This window comes from Lysobacter sp. Soil_C_59, from assembly GCF_057656415.1.
This window is the reverse complement of the sequence record NZ_JBDGKK010000006.1, coordinates 55,860-70,983: the sequence shown is the minus strand read 5'-3', so window position 1 is coordinate 70,983 and position 15,124 is coordinate 55,860. Positions and strand designations below refer to the sequence as shown.

12 protein-coding genes are annotated in these 15,124 nt (G+C 67.1%); 8 read left to right on the top strand and 4 right to left on the bottom strand.

Translation table 11 applies throughout. The features are described from left to right. Positions 1-108: 108 nt before the first annotated feature. Positions 109-2,385 (top strand): 5-methyltetrahydropteroyltriglutamate--homocysteine S-methyltransferase, encoded by a 2,277-nt coding sequence (gene metE, locus AC3A3Q_RS12865; RefSeq protein WP_487586619.1) that lies wholly within the window; start codon positions 109-111, stop codon positions 2,383-2,385. 125 nt (positions 2,386-2,510) lie between these two features. Beyond that, positions 2,511-4,022, top strand: coding sequence for a glycosyltransferase family 39 protein (locus AC3A3Q_RS12860; protein WP_487586618.1), 1,512 nt, complete (start codon positions 2,511-2,513; stop codon positions 4,020-4,022). Here the strand turns inward: AC3A3Q_RS12860 and AC3A3Q_RS12855 are convergent. Then, positions 4,019-4,429, bottom strand: coding sequence for a group III truncated hemoglobin (locus AC3A3Q_RS12855; RefSeq protein ID WP_487586617.1), 411 nt, complete (start codon positions 4,427-4,429; stop codon positions 4,019-4,021). The genes AC3A3Q_RS12860 and AC3A3Q_RS12855 overlap by 4 nt on opposite strands. A gap of 339 nt (positions 4,430-4,768) precedes the next feature. After that, the gene (gene gap / locus AC3A3Q_RS12850) at positions 4,769-5,773 is read right to left on the bottom strand and encodes a type I glyceraldehyde-3-phosphate dehydrogenase (protein ID WP_487586616.1); all 1,005 of its coding nucleotides are present in this window, start codon (positions 5,771-5,773) and stop codon (positions 4,769-4,771) included. Positions 5,774-5,985: 212 nt separating this feature from the next. Here gap and AC3A3Q_RS12845 point away from each other — a divergent pair, with 212 nt between their 5' ends. The 6 genes from AC3A3Q_RS12845 (at position 5,986) to AC3A3Q_RS12820 (ending at position 11,233) form a co-directional block, all read left to right on the top strand. Then, positions 5,986-6,609 carry an OmpW/AlkL family protein gene (locus AC3A3Q_RS12845; RefSeq protein ID WP_487586615.1) on the top strand — a complete coding sequence of 208 codons (624 nt, stop codon included), beginning with the start codon at positions 5,986-5,988 and terminating at the stop codon, positions 6,607-6,609. Between the two features lie 75 nt (positions 6,610-6,684). After that, on the top strand, positions 6,685-7,488 hold the full coding sequence (locus AC3A3Q_RS12840; protein WP_487586614.1) for a S1/P1 nuclease: 804 nt from the start codon (positions 6,685-6,687) through the stop codon (positions 7,486-7,488). Between the two features lie 49 nt (positions 7,489-7,537). Further along, on the top strand, positions 7,538-8,404 hold the full coding sequence (locus tag AC3A3Q_RS12835) for an MBL fold metallo-hydrolase (RefSeq protein ID WP_487586613.1): 867 nt from the start codon (positions 7,538-7,540) through the stop codon (positions 8,402-8,404). Further along, complete coding sequence (locus AC3A3Q_RS12830) at positions 8,404-8,829, top strand: YeeE/YedE family protein (RefSeq protein ID WP_487586612.1); 426 nt, start codon at positions 8,404-8,406, stop codon at positions 8,827-8,829. Before AC3A3Q_RS12835 ends, AC3A3Q_RS12830 begins: the two co-directional genes overlap by 1 nt. Beyond that, on the top strand, positions 8,826-9,239 hold the full coding sequence (locus AC3A3Q_RS12825; protein WP_487586611.1) for a DUF6691 family protein: 414 nt from the start codon (positions 8,826-8,828) through the stop codon (positions 9,237-9,239). The genes AC3A3Q_RS12830 and AC3A3Q_RS12825 overlap by 4 nt, the downstream gene beginning before the upstream one ends. A gap of 47 nt (positions 9,240-9,286) precedes the next feature. Continuing rightward, positions 9,287-11,233: an acetyl-CoA hydrolase/transferase C-terminal domain-containing protein gene (locus AC3A3Q_RS12820; RefSeq protein ID WP_487586610.1), complete on the top strand. Its 1,947-nt coding sequence runs from the start codon at positions 9,287-9,289 to the stop codon at positions 11,231-11,233. A gap of 375 nt (positions 11,234-11,608) precedes the next feature. Here AC3A3Q_RS12820 and tkt read toward each other — a convergent pair whose 3' ends face one another. Further along, the gene (gene tkt, locus AC3A3Q_RS12815; RefSeq protein WP_487586727.1) at positions 11,609-13,600 is read right to left on the bottom strand and encodes a transketolase; all 1,992 of its coding nucleotides are present in this window, start codon (positions 13,598-13,600) and stop codon (positions 11,609-11,611) included. 173 nt (positions 13,601-13,773) lie between these two features. Further along, positions 13,774-15,090 (bottom strand): dicarboxylate/amino acid:cation symporter, encoded by a 1,317-nt coding sequence (locus AC3A3Q_RS12810; protein ID WP_200604120.1) that lies wholly within the window; start codon positions 15,088-15,090, stop codon positions 13,774-13,776. Between the last annotated feature and the right edge of the window lie 34 nt (positions 15,091-15,124).

Sequence of the window (15,124 nt, the reverse complement as noted above, 5' to 3'; positions counted from 1 at the left end):
AGGTCGAAGGCTGGTCTTCTTCCGGCGCCGTTCGCGGCGTCGGCGCGTGGCCGTGCCCTCCTTCGTTGCCCTGCGTCATGCATAACGCATCGCAGGTACATCATCACCATGACTCAGGTAACCCACCTCGGCTTCCCGCGCATCGGCGCGCGACGCGAGCTCAAGCAGGCCCTCGAATCGTTCTGGAAAGGCCAGACGACATCGGCGGACCTTCATGCAACCGCACGCGAACTGCGTGCCCGGCACTGGCAGCTGGCACGCGATGCCGGCGTCGATGTCGTCCCGTGCAACGACTTCTCCCTGTACGACCACGTGCTCGACACCGCGGTCCTGTTCGACGCCATCCCGCCATCGCACCGGGACGTGTTCGAGGCGGACCCGCTGGACGGCTACTTCGCCCTTGCCCGCGGCCTGCAGGACGGCCACCACGACCTGCACGCGCTGGAGATGACCAAGTGGTTCGACAGCAACTACCACTACCTCGTGCCGCAGTTCCAGCTCGAGCAGCGTTTCCGCCTTCGCGGCGACAAGCCGCTGGCCGAACTGCTTGAAGCCCGCGCACTTGGACTGGAGGCGCGCCCCGTGCTGCTCGGCCCGGTGTCGTTCCTCAAGCTGGGCAAGCGCGAAGACGGCGGCTGCCCGCTCGAACTGATCGACAAGCTGCTTCCGGCGTACGTGCAACTGCTTGCGCAGTTGAAGGCCGCCGGTGCGTCGTGGGTGCAGATCGACGAACCGTGCCTGGTGCTCGACCTGGGCGAGGCAGACCGCGATGCCTATCGTCGCGCATTCGCCACACTGGCCGCCGCCGACGTTCCGCAGATCCTCCTCGCGACCTACTTCGGCGATCTGGGCGACAACCTCGAACTGGTCGCCGGGCTGCCCGTGGATGCGCTGCACATCGACCTGGCACGTGCGCCGCAACAGCTCGCGCGAGTGCTTGAAGCCTGGCCGGCCGAGCGTTCGCTCAGCCTTGGCGTCGTCGATGGACGCAACGTATGGCGTACCGACCTCTATGCGGCGCTGGCGCTTGCAAGCACGGCTGGTGCGCGCGTGCGATGGCTGGCGCCGTCGTGCTCCCTGCTGCACGTGCCGATCGACCTGGACCTGGAGCGCAAGCTGCAACAACCCCTGCGCGGTGGCATGGCGTTCGCCCGCCAGAAGCTGGAGGAGTTGCGACTGCTCGCCGATGCCCATGCCGGCGAGGCCACTGCCGTGGCAGCGATTGCCAGCGCACAGGTCGCGCGCACGGCACACCGCAACGCTCCGGAACTGAGCAACGCGACAGTACGCGCGCGACTGGCCGGCCTGCTGCCGGCGATGAGCCAGCGCACCACGCCCTACCCGCAGCGCGCGCGCCTGCAACACGAACGCCTCGCGTTGCCACCACTGCCGACCACCACCATCGGTTCGTTCCCGCAGCTGTCGCTGGTGCGCAAGGCACGCGCCGACCACAAGGCCGGCAAGCTCGATGACGCCGGCTACCGCCTGTTCCTCGAGCGCGAGATCGACAACTGCCTGCGCGAGCAGGAAGCGATCGGCCTGGACGTGCTGGTGCACGGCGAGTTCGAACGCAACGACATGGTCGAGTACTTCGGCGAGCAGCTCGACGGCTTTGCCTTCACCTCGCACGGCTGGGTGCAAAGCTACGGCTCGCGCTGCGTGAAGCCGCCGGTGCTGTATGGCGACGTCAGCCGGCCACGCGCGATGACCGTGGAGTGGACCCGCTACGCACAGTCGCGCACGCAGTACCCGGTGAAGGGCATGCTGACCGGGCCGGTGACCATCCTGCAGTGGTCGTTCGTGCGCGACGACCAGCCGCGCGCCGACACCTGCCGGCAGATCGCGCTGGCCCTGCGCGATGAAGTGCTCGAGCTGGAAGCGGCCGGCATCGCCATCATCCAGATCGACGAGCCGGCCTTGCGCGAAGGCCTGCCGTTGCGGCGCGAGGACTGGCCGCACTATCTGGACTGGGCAGTGGAGGCGTTCGGCCTCGCCGCCGCCGCGGTGGCGGACACCACGCAGATCCATACCCACATGTGCTACGCCGAGTTCAACGACATCATCGACGCGGTCGCCGCGCTCGACGCCGACGTGATCTCGATCGAGACCTCGCGCTCGCGGATGGAACTGCTCGATGCCTTCGCCCGGTTCCGCTACCCCAACGGCATCGGTCCGGGCGTGTATGACATCCACGCCCCGCGCGTGCCGTCGCCCGCCGAGATAGGCGAACTGCTGGACAAGGCGTTGCAGGTGATCCCGGCGGCGCAGCTGTGGGTCAACCCGGACTGCGGCCTGAAGACGCGCGGCTGGCCGGAGGTGCGAAAGGCACTGAGCGCGATGGTCCAGGCCACGCGCGAACTGCGCCAGGGGCTGGCCACGGCCTGACGGCCATGGAGCCGCCCGCCCCCATGGGTCGGGCGGCCTCCATTGCGCCATTCCTCCATTGCATCTGGGCCAAACGCAGGACTAAATAGCCGACATCCGGAACGGGAATCGCCGCTGCCATGCCAATGCGCCTGCCCCGCAGCCATGTCGTCTGGCTCGCCGTGATCGCAATCGCGCTGTTCGTCCTACGGCTTTTCAGCAACCAGCATTACGGCTTCCATCGCGACGAACTGGCGCTGCTCGACGATGCGCGCAGTCTTGCCTGGGGCTACGTCGCTTACCCGCCGCTGACGCCGGCGCTGGCGCGGACCTCGCTGGAACTGTTCGGTGATTCGCTCAGCGGCTTCCGGGTATTCGCGGCGCTCGCGCAGAGCATCGCCGCCGTGCTCGCCGGCCTGATCGCGCGCGAGATGGGCGGCACCCGTGCCACGCAGATAGTCGCCGCGCTGTTCACCGCCCTGGCACCGTTCTCGATGGTGGCCGGCGGGCTGATGCAGTACGTCAGCTTCGACTACCTGTGGTGGGTGCTGCTGGCCTGGCTGGTACTGCGGCTGGTCAACAGCGGCGACTCGCGCTGGTGGCTGGCGATCGGCACGGTCATCGGCCTGGGCATGCTGACCAAGTACACCATCGTGTTCTGCGTCGCAGGCATAGTGGTTGCGACCCTGGCGACGCCGCTGCGCGCGCACCTGCGCAGCCGCTGGCTGTGGCTCGGAGTTGCGCTGTCGCTGCTGCTGTTCCTGCCCAATGCCCTGTGGCAATGGCGGCACGACTTCATATCGCTGGATTTCCTGCAGTTCATCCATGCGCGTGACGTGCGCATCGGTCGCACGCGCGACTTCCTCGTCGAGCAGTTGTACGGCAACGCCGGCCTGATGGCGTTGCCGGTCTGGTTTGCCGGCCTGGTGTGGCTGACGTTGGCCAAGGCGGGCCGGCGCTACGCGGTCGTGGCGTGGATGTACCTGGTAGCGCTGCTGCTGTTCGTTCTGGCCCAGGGCCGCTCCTACTACCTGGCCGGTGCCTACCCGATGCTGCTCGCGGCCGGTTGCGTCGCGATCGAACAGTTCCTGCACCGGCAGGGTCCGCTGCGCGCCGGCTACGCGCTCACCGGCACAGCCCTGCTGACCGTGTGGGTGACGGTGATGGCGATAGGCAGCGGACTGATCGGCCTGCAGTTTGCCCCGGTCAACTCGACCGGCTGGCGCATCAGCCGCGCCGCGCATGACAACTTCGCCGAGCAGATCGGCTGGCCGGAGCTGGTGGAGGAAGTCGCACGCATCTACCACGCACTGCCCCCGGCCGAGCGCGCGCACACCGCGGTGTTCACCAACAACTACGGCGAGGCGGGGGCGATCAATCTGTACGGGCCGAAGCTGGGACTGCCGACGGCGATCAGCCCGGTCAATTCGTACTGGTACAAGGGCTATGGCGCGACGCCGCCGCAGACAGTGATCGTGCTTGGCGATTCGCCCGAAGGCATCTCCGATGCGCCGGCCCATTGCGAGTTCGCCGGCCGGGTCCGCAATCGCTACAACGTGCCCAACGAGGAAACGGAAGAACACCCCGACATCTTCATCTGCCGCGACCTGCGCATTCCGTGGCCGCAGGCGTGGCCGAAGATGCAGAAGTTCGGTTAGGTGCTTCCGGCAATGGGTACGCCGAGTGGCAGTGCGCCCTTGCGCTCCTGCAGGCCGAGGCCGTAGCGAAGGCTGTAGCCAATCTTCTCGGCGTGTTCGCGGGCCAGCGCCGCATGCTCCGGTGCAAGCAGTGAGTCCGCGGTCTTCTGCCACAGCGCCAGCCACTGATCGAAATGCTCTGGGCGGATCGGGTGCGGCCGGTGCGCGGCCATGGGCTGGCCGCGATAGCTGCGGGTGCCGAGCAACACCGACGACCAGAACGACGTCAGCAACCGCTTGTGCTCGGGCCAGTCATCGATGGCGGCGTTGAAGACGGGGCCGAGTTCCGGATGGACTCGGACCTGCTCGTAGAAGCGGTCTACGAGGGTTGCGAGTTGCTGCTCGTCGAGCGGTTGGGCGTGGCTCATGGCTCTTCAACTGGGGGTTTTCGGCCTTGAAATCAAGGTGGCCAATGCGGGGGAACAACGTCCATGGGTCCCCGCCTTCGCGGGGATGACGGATTGATGGGCGTCATCGAAGACCATGCAGCCAATTGCCGAAGCGTCGTCCGCCGGGTCGGGGATTGCGCAGCAGTGGGCCATGGATGGCCCACGCCCCGCCTCCGGACAGGATGTCCGGCGAAGGGGCGGAGCAATCCCCGGCCCGGCGGACGACGCCACTCCGCAGACGAAGGCCCAAAAGACAAAGGCCCAAAAGACAAAGGCCGGCAATGTGCCGGCCTTGTCTGTAATGCAGAAGCGCGCGCCTTACTTGGCAGCGACAACCTTGACCATCTCGAGGCACTTGTTCGAGTAGCCCCACTCGTTGTCGTACCAGCTGACCAGCTTGACGAAGGTGCCGTCGAGCGCGATGCCGGCTTCGGCGTCGAAGATCGAGGTACGCACGTCGCCTCGGAAATCGGTCGCCACGACCTTGTCCTCGGTGTAGCCCAGGATGCCCTTGAGCGCGCCTTCCGACTGCGCCTTCATTTCCGCGCAGATCTCGGCATAGGTCGCCGGCTTTTCCAGCTCGACGGTCAGGTCGACCACCGACACGTCCGAGGTCGGCACGCGGAACGCCATGCCGGTGAGCTTCTTGTTGAGCTCCGGGATCACCACGCCGACGGCCTTGGCCGCGCCGGTGCTGGACGGGATGATGTTCTCCAGGATGCCGCGGCCACCGCGCCAGTCCTTGTTGGACGGACCGTCGACAGTCTTCTGCGTGGCGGTGGCAGCGTGCACCGTGGTCATCAGGCCGCGCTTGATGCCCCACTTGTCGTTGACGACCTTGGCGATCGGCGCCAGGCAGTTGGTGGTGCACGAAGCGTTGGAAACGATCGCCTCACCGTTGTACTTGGTGTGGTTCACGCCGTAGACGAACATCGGCGTGTCGTCCTTCGACGGCGCCGACAGCACGACCTTCTTCGCGCCGGCATCGAGATGCTTCTGCGCGGTGGCCTTGTCGAGGAACAGGCCGGTCGACTCGATGACGACATCGGCGCCGACTTCGTCCCACTTCAGGTTGGCCGGATCGCGCTCCTGGGTCAGGCGGATCTTCTTGCCATTGACCAGCAGCGTGTTGCCCTCGACCTTCACCTCGCCCTTGAAGCGGCCATGGACGGAGTCGTAGCTGAGCATGTAGGCCAGGTAGTCCGGCTCCAGCAGGTCATTGATGGCGACGATCTCGATCTCGCCATTGAAATTCTGCACGGCCGAGCGCAGCACGTTGCGCCCGATGCGGCCGAAGCCGTTGATACCAACCTTGATGGTCATAGCTGGAAAACTCCTGCAGCCGCGCCCGGCGCGGCGGATGGACGGGGAACCCCCATTCTAACAGGCCCATCCGCGGGCCCGGGGTCAGAGGGCACGCAGGATTCAGGAGCACCAGCCCCGGGCGACCCGAAAAACGGCCGCTTGATCCGAATCAAGCGCGTCCGCGGCCCCCTGCAGACACTGGAGCCCTCCCACAACGAGGCTCCTCAACCATGCAAAAGCCGCTTCTTTCCTGCGCCGCCGCGCTGATCCTGGGCACCGCCACGCTGCCCGCCCTGGCCCAGACCGCCGGCGACTGGTCCCTGGGCATCGGCATTCACACCGTAGACCCCAAGTCCGACAACGGCCGCCTGGCCGGTGGAACCCTCGACGTCGACGTCGACCGCGACGTCAAGCCAAGCCTGACCTTCGAATACTTCGTGCGCGACAACCTCGGCGTGGAAGTACTCGCGGCCTGGCCGTTCGAGCACGACATCAACATCGCCGGCCTGGGCCGCGTCGGCAGCACCAGACAGCTGCCGCCAACCGTCTCGCTGCAGTACCACTTCAACGGCCAGGGCCGGATCTCGCCGTTCGTCGGCGTGGGCATCAACTACACCGCGTTCCTCAGCGAGGACACCACAGGCGCGCTGGCCGGCAGCAAGCTCAAGCTCGATGACTCCTGGGGCCTGGCGGCGCATGCCGGCGTCGACTTCGCGGCCGGGCAACGCGGCGCGATCCGCATCGATGCGCGCTGGATCGACATCGACAGCGACGTCGCGCTCGATGGCGCCAGGCTGGGCACGGTCTCGATCGATCCGATCGTCTATGGCGCGGCGTACGTCATGAAGTTCTGATCGCGGGGCCGAGTTCCGCAGGGAACACCGCGAGACGCAAAGGCCTGTCATCGAAGGTCGGCTAAAGTGCGCGCCATGATCAGAGCCCTCACCGCCTTCCTGCTTGTCCTCAGCCTCCTGCCCGCCCCCGCTGCCGCGTGGGGCCGGCTCGGCCATCGCCTCGTGGCGTCGCTGGCCTGGGACGGAATGACCCCGGCAGCCCGCGCGGCTGCCGTGCAACTGCTCGAAGGCGAACCCGAGCCGACCCTGGCCGGCATCGCCAGCTGGGCCGACGACCTGCGCGAGAACGATCCCGACCTGGGCAAGCGCACCAGCAAGTGGCACTACGTGAACATCGCCGAGGACGGCTGCGTCTACGAGCAGACGCGCCATTGCCGCAATGGCGACTGCGTGGTCGAGGCGATTCGCGTGCAGACCGCGATCCTCGCCGACACGAAGCGGCCGAAGGCGGAACGCCTGCAGGCACTGAAGTTCGTCGTCCACTTCGTTGGCGACGTCCACCAGCCGCTGCATGCAGGCTACGGCCACGACAAGGGCGGCAACGATTTTCAGGTGAACCTCGACGACCGGGGCAGCAACCTGCATTCGCTGTGGGACAGCGGCATGCTCAAGAACACCGGCCTCGACGAGCCGGCCTACCTGGCGCGACTGCGTGCCCTGCCGGCACCGGCGCTGACGCCCGGCAAGCCGCTGCCGCCGCAGTCCGTGGCCTGGGCCGAGGCGTCCTGTGCAGTCGTCCGGCGCCCGGGTTTCTATCCGGCCCGCGCGAAGATCGGCCCGGACTACCTGCAGGCATGGCGCCCCGTGGCCGAGGCGCAGTTGCGCCTTGCCGGCGCCGAGCTCGCGGCGACCCTCAACGCAGCGCTGGCCCGACGCTAGGGACCGGACCGGCCTAGACTGCCGGCACGGTTCCTCCACGGACAAGACGATGAAACCCCACGTCCAGCCGTTCTTCCACGCCGACAGCAACACCTGGAGCTACGTCGTGCACGAACCCGCCGGGCAGGCCGCGGCGGTGATCGACGCGGTGCTGGATTTCGATGCCAAGGCCGGGCGCACCTCGACGACCTCCGCGCAGCAGCTAGTCGACTACGTGCGCGATCGTGGCCTGCAGGTGCAGTGGATCCTGGAAACGCATGCGCACGCCGACCACCTCAGCGGCGGCCACTGGCTCAGGTCGCAGTGGCCGCAGGCCAGGCTGGCGATCGGTGAAGGCATCCGCACGGTGCAGAAGACCTTTCGTCCGATCTTCAATCTCGGCGAGCACTTCCCGGTCGATGGTTCGCAGTTCGACCATCTGTTCGAAGACGGCGAACTGTTCCGGATCGGCGCGCTCGAGGCACGCGTGACCGCCGTGCCCGGCCACACCTGCGACAGCAGTGCCTACCTGATCGGCGATGCGCTGTTCACCGGCGACTCGCTGTTCATGCCCGATGCCGGGACGGCACGCTGCGATTTCCCCGGCGGAGATGCGCGCACGCTGTTCCGCTCGATACGGCACCTGTTCCACACCTTGCCCGACGACACGCGTGTCTTCGTCTGCCACGACTACGGCCCCGGTGGCCGCGAAGTGGCCTGCGAAACCACGATCGGTGCGCAGAAGCGCGACAACATCCATGTGCGCGAGGGCACGCAGGAAGATGCATTCGTCGCGCTGCGCGAGGCGCGCGATGCGACGCTGGCAATGCCGGCACTGATCCTGCCCGCGGTACAGGCCAACATCCGCGCCGGCGCGTTGCCGCCGCCGGAAGACAACGGCGTGCGCTATCTCAAGATTCCACTCGACCAGATCTGATGCCCACCGCGTTCACTCCTGTTACTGCGCTGATCGGCGGCGCCCTGATCGGGCTGGCCGCGACCTGGCTGCTGCTATCGCTCGGCCGCATCGCCGGCATCAGCGGCATCCTCAACAGCACGGTCGATGGCGACGCCGGACGCGGCTGGCGCGTCGCATTCCTGGTCGGGCTGGTGATCGCCGCAGGCGCGTGGTTCGCCTGGTCCGACGCGCCCGGTCGCAATGGCTTCCCGTTGCCCTGGCTGATCGTCGGAGGCCTGCTGGTGGGCTTTGGTACGCGACTTGGCAACGGCTGCACCAGCGGCCACGGTATCTGCGGACTGGCGCGGCTGTCGAAACGCTCGCTGCTCGCCGTGCTGGTGTTCATGGGAACCGGATTCGCCACGACGTATGTCGTGCGTCATGTGATCGGAGGTGTCGCATGAAGCCGATCGTGCATGGTGCGGTTGCAGGCGCGCTGTTCGGCCTGGGCCTGGCAGTGTCGGGCATGACCGATCCGGACAAGGTGCTCAACTTCCTCGACGTGACAGGCACCTGGGACCCTTCCCTGGCGCTGGTCATGGGCGGCGCACTGGCAGTGGCGTTGCCGGGTTTCGCCTGGGTGCGGTCGCGAGGCCGCACGCTTTCGGGCGATCCATTGCCGGCGCTACCGTCTCCGACGATCGACCGCCGGCTGCTGCTCGGCAGCGCCCTGTTCGGCGTCGGCTGGGGCATCGCGGGTTACTGCCCCGGCCCTGCCCTCGCCAACCTCGCGCACGGCACGCTGGAGGCGGTTGTGTTCGTCGTCGCGCTGCTGGCAGGCTCGCAGCTGGCCCGTCTGGCGGTGCGCAGATGAGGCTTACTCTTGGCAATGCCTACACGCGCAGCGCTTAGGCTGTCGCCATGAACGAACGACCCGCCCCCACGCTGTTCGACTCGCTCGACGCCGCCGTCGAGTTCCTGCTTACCGTCCGCCATGGGCCGCTGCATGTCGGCGCGCCGTTGGGACTGGGCAAGCCGCATCGCCTGCTCAACGCGCTGTATGCGCGCGTCGAAAAGGATCCCTCGCGCCCCCTGCATCTGTACACCGCGCTGTCGCTGGACCCGCCCGGCGGCGGCAGGGGCCTGGAAGCCCGCTTCATCAAGCCGTTCGCGCAACGCCATTTCGGCGACGATTTCCCGCGCCTGGCCTACGTGCAGGCGGCCAAGCGTGACGCCTTGCCGGCGCACATCGAAGTCGAGGAGTTCTACCTGCAGTCCGGTGCGATGCTTGGCTCGACGCAGGTGCAGCGGCGCTACGCCAGCCTCAACTACACCCACGTCGCGCGCGCCCTCGCCGACCGCGGCGTCAACGCCATAGTGCAGAAGGTGGCGCGTTCGGCGGATGGCAGCCGGGTGTCGTTGTCGTGCAACACCGACCTCACCTTCGATGCAGTTGACGCGATCGCTGCGCGCGGCCTTCCGCGCCCGCTGCTGATCGCCGAGGTCGACCCGGAACTGCCCTGGCTTGGCGGCAGCGCGGAAGTCGATGCCGGCTACTTCGACGCGATCGTGCAACCACCCGGTCCCTATCCAAAGCTGTTCGGGCTGCCGCGCCAGCCGGTCAGCGATGTCGACTACGCAATCGGCTTCCACGCCAGCACCCTGGTGCGCGACGGCGGCACGCTGCAGATCGGAATCGGCGCACTGGCCGATGCGTTGTGCCACGCCCTGGTGCTGCGCCATACCGAAAACGCCGCCTATCGCTCGGTGCTGCGTGCTCTTGGTTCGACGCAGGCCGAGGACCCCACGCTGGCCCCATTCGCGCAGGGCCTGTACGGCTGCAGCGAGATGATCAACGAGGGCTTCCGCCGGCTGGTGGAGGTCGGCGTGCTGTCGCGCAAGGTCGTCGACGATCGCGGCTTGATGCAACGCATCGCCGACGGCCAGGCCAGCGCGGACGACCTGGCGCGACTGCAGCACGAAGGCGAGTTCCTGCACGGTGCCTTCTATCTCGGCTCACCTGATTTCTACCAGTGGCTGCGCGATCTCAGCGACGAGGAGCGTCGCGGAATCGGCATGAAGCGCGTCGGCGAGGTCAATGAACTCTACGGCGGCGACGAAGTACTGGAGCGCCTGCAACGTCGCGATGCCCGCTTCTTCAACACCTGCATGATGGCGACCGCGCTGGGCGCGGCGGTGTCGGATGCACTCGAGGACGGCCGCGTCGTCTCCGGCGTCGGCGGCCAGTACAACTTCGTGGCGATGGCGCACGCACTGCCCGACGCACGCTCGGTGCTGCTGCTGCGCGCCAGCCGCGAGTCCGGCGGCGCGACCACGTCCAACATCGTCTGGAACTACGGCCACACCACGATCCCGCGACATCTGCGCGACATCTACATCAGCGAGTACGGCATCGCCGACGTGCGTGGCCGAAGCGACGAAGACTGCATCATGGCGATGGCGGCGATTTGCGACGCGCGCTTCCAGCAACCGCTGCTGGATACGGCACGCAACGCAGGCAAGTTGCGTCGTGATTTCGTCCTGCCAGTACGTGCTGCCGGCAACACCGCGCAATCGTTGCAGGAGAAGCTGCAACCGTATCGCCGCAACGGCAACCTGCCCGATTATCCGCTGGGCAGTGACTTCACCGAGGTCGAACAGCGGCTGGTGAAAGCACTGGGTTGGCTCAAGGCGAACACGGCGACGCGCTCGGGAAAACTGCGCACAATCTTGCACGCACTTCCGGCCCGCGAGACCGACCACGAAGCACTGCAGCGCATGGGCCTGGCCGCGCCTTCCAGCTTCGGCGAGCGGATGGAGGCGCGCCTGTTGAATCTCGCGCTGATGGAAGCCGCGAGCGAGTTTTGAGGGCTGGTAGAGCGACGTCCTTGGATCCCCGCCTTCGCGGGGATGACGGGCAAGAGGCAACGACGCTGGGTCCCCGCCTTCGCGTGGATGACGGGCAGAGGAACAACGTCGCTGGGTCCCGGCCTTCGCGGGGATGACGGGTTGCAGGGTTTTTGCGGCATCACCGACGACAGCGCAACGAAATGCCGGAGCGTCGTCCGCCGGGACGGGGATTGCGCAGCAGTGGGCCATGGATGGCCCACGCCCCGCCTCCGGACAGGATGTCCGGCGAAGGGGCGGAGCAATCCCCGGCCCGGCGGACGACGCCATTCGGAAGCCTAAAAAAGAAGCGGCCGAAGCCGCTTCTTTTCAACACACGCTACACGCAGCGAAAGGTCAACCCAGCGCGCGAGCCGCCTCGACCACCTTCTCCACCGTGAAGCCAAACTCCGGGAACAGCTTTTCCGCCGGAGCCGACGCACCGAAATCGTCGATGCCGATCACCGCACCGTCCAGGCCCACGTACTTGTGCCAGAAGCCCGTCACGCCGGCCTCGATCGCCACGCGCTTGCGGCAATCGCGCGGCAGCACCGACTCGCGGTACTCATCGTCCTGGCGATCGAACACGTTGGTCGACGGCATCGACACCACGCGCACCTTGTCGCCGAGCTGCGCCGCCGCATCCATCGCCAGGCCCACTTCCGAACCGGTCGCGATCAGGATGATTTCCGGCGCGCCATTGGAATCCTTGAGCACGTAACCACCGCGCGCGATGTCGGCCACCTGCTGCTCGTTGCGCTGCTGGTGGGCCAGGTTCTGGCGCGAGAAGACCAGGCAGCTCGGACCATCGCTGCGCAGGATCGCCGCCTTCCAGCAAGCCGCCGACTCGACCGCATCGCACGGACGCCACAGATCGTTGTGCGGGATGTAGCGCAGCGACGCCATGTGCTCGATCGGCTGGTGGGTCGGACCGTCCTCGCCCAGGCCAATGGAGTCATGGGTGTAGACGTGAATGGCGTGCGCGCCCATCAGCGCGCTCATGCGCACCGCATTGCGCGCGTAATCGCTGAACACCAGGAAGGTGGCGTCGTACGGAATGAAGCACTCGTGCAGACCCAGGCCATTGCTGATCGCGGTCATCGCGAACTCGCGCACACCGTAATAGATGTAGTTGGCGTTGGGATCGTCGGTGGCGACCGACTTGCTGCCCTTCCACAGGGTCAGGTTGGAATGCGCCAGGTCGGCCGAACCGCCGATCAGTTCCGGCAGCAACGGCGCGAACGTCTCGATCGCCATCTGCGAAGCCTTGCGCGAAGCGATCACCGGGCCTTCGGCCTGGAGCTTGGCGATGTAGGCATCGGCGGCCTCGACGAAGCCCTCCGGCAGCGCGCCGCTGGCGCGACGGGTCAGCTCGGCGGCCAGTTCCGGGTACTGGCTCTTGTAGGCGGCGAACAACTGGTTCCACTCCGACTCGCGCTGCCCGCCGGTGCTGCGCACGCGCCAGCCGTCGTAGATCGCTTCGGGAATTTCGAACGGACCGTACTCCCAGCCCAGCGCCTGGCGCGTGGCGGCGACTTCGTCCTTGCCCAGCGGCGCACCGTGCGACGATTCCTTGCCAGCCTTGGCGGGCGAACCGTAACCAATGGTGGTGCGGCAGCAGATCAGCGTCGGCTTGTCGGTCGACTTCAGCGCGGTCTCGATGGCGGTCTTGATCTCCGCGGCATCCTGGCCGTTGACGCCACGCACGACGTTCCAGCCGTACGCCTCGAAGCGCGCCGGCGTGTTGTCGGTGAACCAGCCATCGGTGTTGCCGTCGATCGAGATCTTGTTGTCGTCCCAGAACGCGACCAGCTTGTGCAGGCCCCAAGTACCGGCCAGCGATGCGGCCTCGTGCGAGATGCCTTCCATCAGGCAGCCGTCACCCATGAACACCCAGGTGCGGTTGTCGACGATCTTGTGATCGGGCTTGTTGAAGCGCTGTGCCAGCAGCTTCTCGGCGAGCGCCATGCCGACGGCATTGGCGAAGCCCTGGCCGAGCGGACCGGTGGTGGTCTCGATGCCCGGCGTCATGAAGTTTTCCGGATGGCCCGGGGTCTTGGAGTTGAGCTGGCGGAAATTCTTCAGCTCGTCGATCGACAGGTCGTAACCCGACAGGTGCAGCAGCGCGTACTGCAGCATCGAACCGTGGCCGTTGGACAGCACGAAGCGGTCGCGGTTGAACCAGTTCGGGTTGCTCGGGTTATGGCTGAGGTAATCGTTCCACAGCACTTCGGCGATGTCGGCCATGCCCATCGGCATGCCGGGGTGGCCGGAGTTGGCGGCCTGGACGGCGTCGATGGCAAGGAAGCGGATGGCGTTGGCTAGTTCGCGGCGGCTGGGCGTCGTCATGGCGTCGGGGCGGGTCTTCGGCTGCGGGGAGGGGCCCATGCGCGAGACCTGGCGGTTGAAGCCGGGCCGGACGGGCTGGCCATTGTCCCATTGCCGCGCCGCCCTGTCGCCCCGGCTCGCGGCCGGGGGCGGAGTGACCAGGGACGGGCCGCGGCCCGCCCCGGTCGCGGACCTCAGGCCGTGGCCGGCTCGGCCGGCACTTCCGCCGGCTCGCCGCGCGAGACGACGGTGGCGAGCATCAGGTCGCCGGTGACATTCAGCGTGGTCCGGCACATGTCGAGGAAGCGGTCGACGCCCAGGATCAGGCCGATGCCCTCCGGCGGCACGCCGACCATGCCGCAGATCAGCGCCACCACCGGCAGCGAGCCGGCCGGCACGCCGGCGGTGCCGATGCCGCCCAGGATGCAGACGAACATCACCGTGGCCTGCTGCACCAGGGTCAACTCGACCCCGAAGAACTGCGCCAGAAACAGCACCGTGACGCCCTCGAACAGCGCCGTGCCGTTCTGGTTGGCGGTGGCACCCACCGTCAGCACGAAGCGCGACACCCGGCGCGGCAGGCCCAGCTGCTCGTCGGCCACGCGCAAGGCGGTGGGCAGGGTGGCGTTGGACGAGGCGGTGGAGAACGCCATCACCATCGCTTCCTGCACGCCCTTGAAGAACTTCCTGGGCGAGTAGCCGCCGGCGAACTTCAGCACCAGCGAATAGACCACGAACATGTGCAGCGCCAGCGCCAGCACGACCACGCCGACGTAGGCGCCGAGGCTGCCGAGCAGCTCCCAGCCGAACAGCACCGCCAGGTTGAACATGAAGCAGAAGACCGCGTACGGCGCCAGCTTGATGACCATGCCGATCAGCGTCATCGACACCTCGAACAGGCCTTCGATGGCGCGCTGCAGGGTCTCGGTGGCCTTGGTGCGGGTCAGCACCAGGCCGATGCCGAGCATCAGCGCGAAGAACATCACCGCCAGGATGGTGTTGTCGGCGGCGGCCTTGACGATGTTGTCGGGAACGATCGCCATGAGCATGTCCAGGCCCTTGGGCTGGACGTGGGTGCTGCCGACGATGGCGCTGGCGCGCTCGGAGCCTTCGCTGAGCAACTGCTGCGCGCGCACCGGGTCGACACCTGCGCCAGGTTGCAGCCAGTTGACCAGCAGCAGTCCGAGGATGACCGCGATGCCGGAGACGACGACCGTATAGCCCAGGGTGCGCCAGCCAATGCGGCCCAGCGCGCGCACGTCGCCCATCTCGGCGACGCCGATGACCAGCGCAGAGAACAGCAGCGGGATCACCAGCATGAAGATCAGGCGCAGGAACAGCGTGCCGGCGGGCTGGGTCACGTAGGTCGTGAAGGTCTTGACCCAGGCCGTGTCGGCGCCGACGCCGTAATGCACGACCAGGCCCAGCAGCAGGCCGGCGACGAAGCCGATCGCCATCTTCCAGTGCAGCGGCAGCTTGCCCTTGCCGGCGCTGGTGTTCGAATCACTCATCCTGCAACTCCTCGGGGAACCGCGCGAGCTTAGC

What these genes read in the sequence shown, in the direction of transcription:
- metE (WP_487586619.1), top strand. Translation starts at nt 109, where the DNA reads ATGACTCAGGTAACCCACCTCGGCTTCCCGCGCATCGGCGCGCGACGC.
- AC3A3Q_RS12860 (WP_487586618.1), top strand. Translation starts at nt 2,511, where the DNA reads ATGCGCCTGCCCCGCAGCCATGTCGTCTGGCTCGCCGTGATCGCAATC.
- AC3A3Q_RS12855 (WP_487586617.1), bottom strand. Translation starts at nt 4,429, where the DNA reads ATGAGCCACGCCCAACCGCTCGACGAGCAGCAACTCGCAACCCTCGTA.
- gap (WP_487586616.1), bottom strand. Translation starts at nt 5,773, where the DNA reads ATGACCATCAAGGTTGGTATCAACGGCTTCGGCCGCATCGGGCGCAAC.
- AC3A3Q_RS12845 (WP_487586615.1), top strand. Translation starts at nt 5,986, where the DNA reads ATGCAAAAGCCGCTTCTTTCCTGCGCCGCCGCGCTGATCCTGGGCACC.
- AC3A3Q_RS12840 (WP_487586614.1), top strand. Translation starts at nt 6,685, where the DNA reads ATGATCAGAGCCCTCACCGCCTTCCTGCTTGTCCTCAGCCTCCTGCCC.
- AC3A3Q_RS12835 (WP_487586613.1), top strand. Translation starts at nt 7,538, where the DNA reads ATGAAACCCCACGTCCAGCCGTTCTTCCACGCCGACAGCAACACCTGG.
- AC3A3Q_RS12830 (WP_487586612.1), top strand. Translation starts at nt 8,404, where the DNA reads ATGCCCACCGCGTTCACTCCTGTTACTGCGCTGATCGGCGGCGCCCTG.
- AC3A3Q_RS12825 (WP_487586611.1), top strand. Translation starts at nt 8,826, where the DNA reads ATGAAGCCGATCGTGCATGGTGCGGTTGCAGGCGCGCTGTTCGGCCTG.
- AC3A3Q_RS12820 (WP_487586610.1), top strand. Translation starts at nt 9,287, where the DNA reads ATGAACGAACGACCCGCCCCCACGCTGTTCGACTCGCTCGACGCCGCC.
- tkt (WP_487586727.1), bottom strand. Translation starts at nt 13,600, where the DNA reads ATGACGACGCCCAGCCGCCGCGAACTAGCCAACGCCATCCGCTTCCTT.
- AC3A3Q_RS12810 (WP_200604120.1), bottom strand. Translation starts at nt 15,090, where the DNA reads ATGAGTGATTCGAACACCAGCGCCGGCAAGGGCAAGCTGCCGCTGCAC.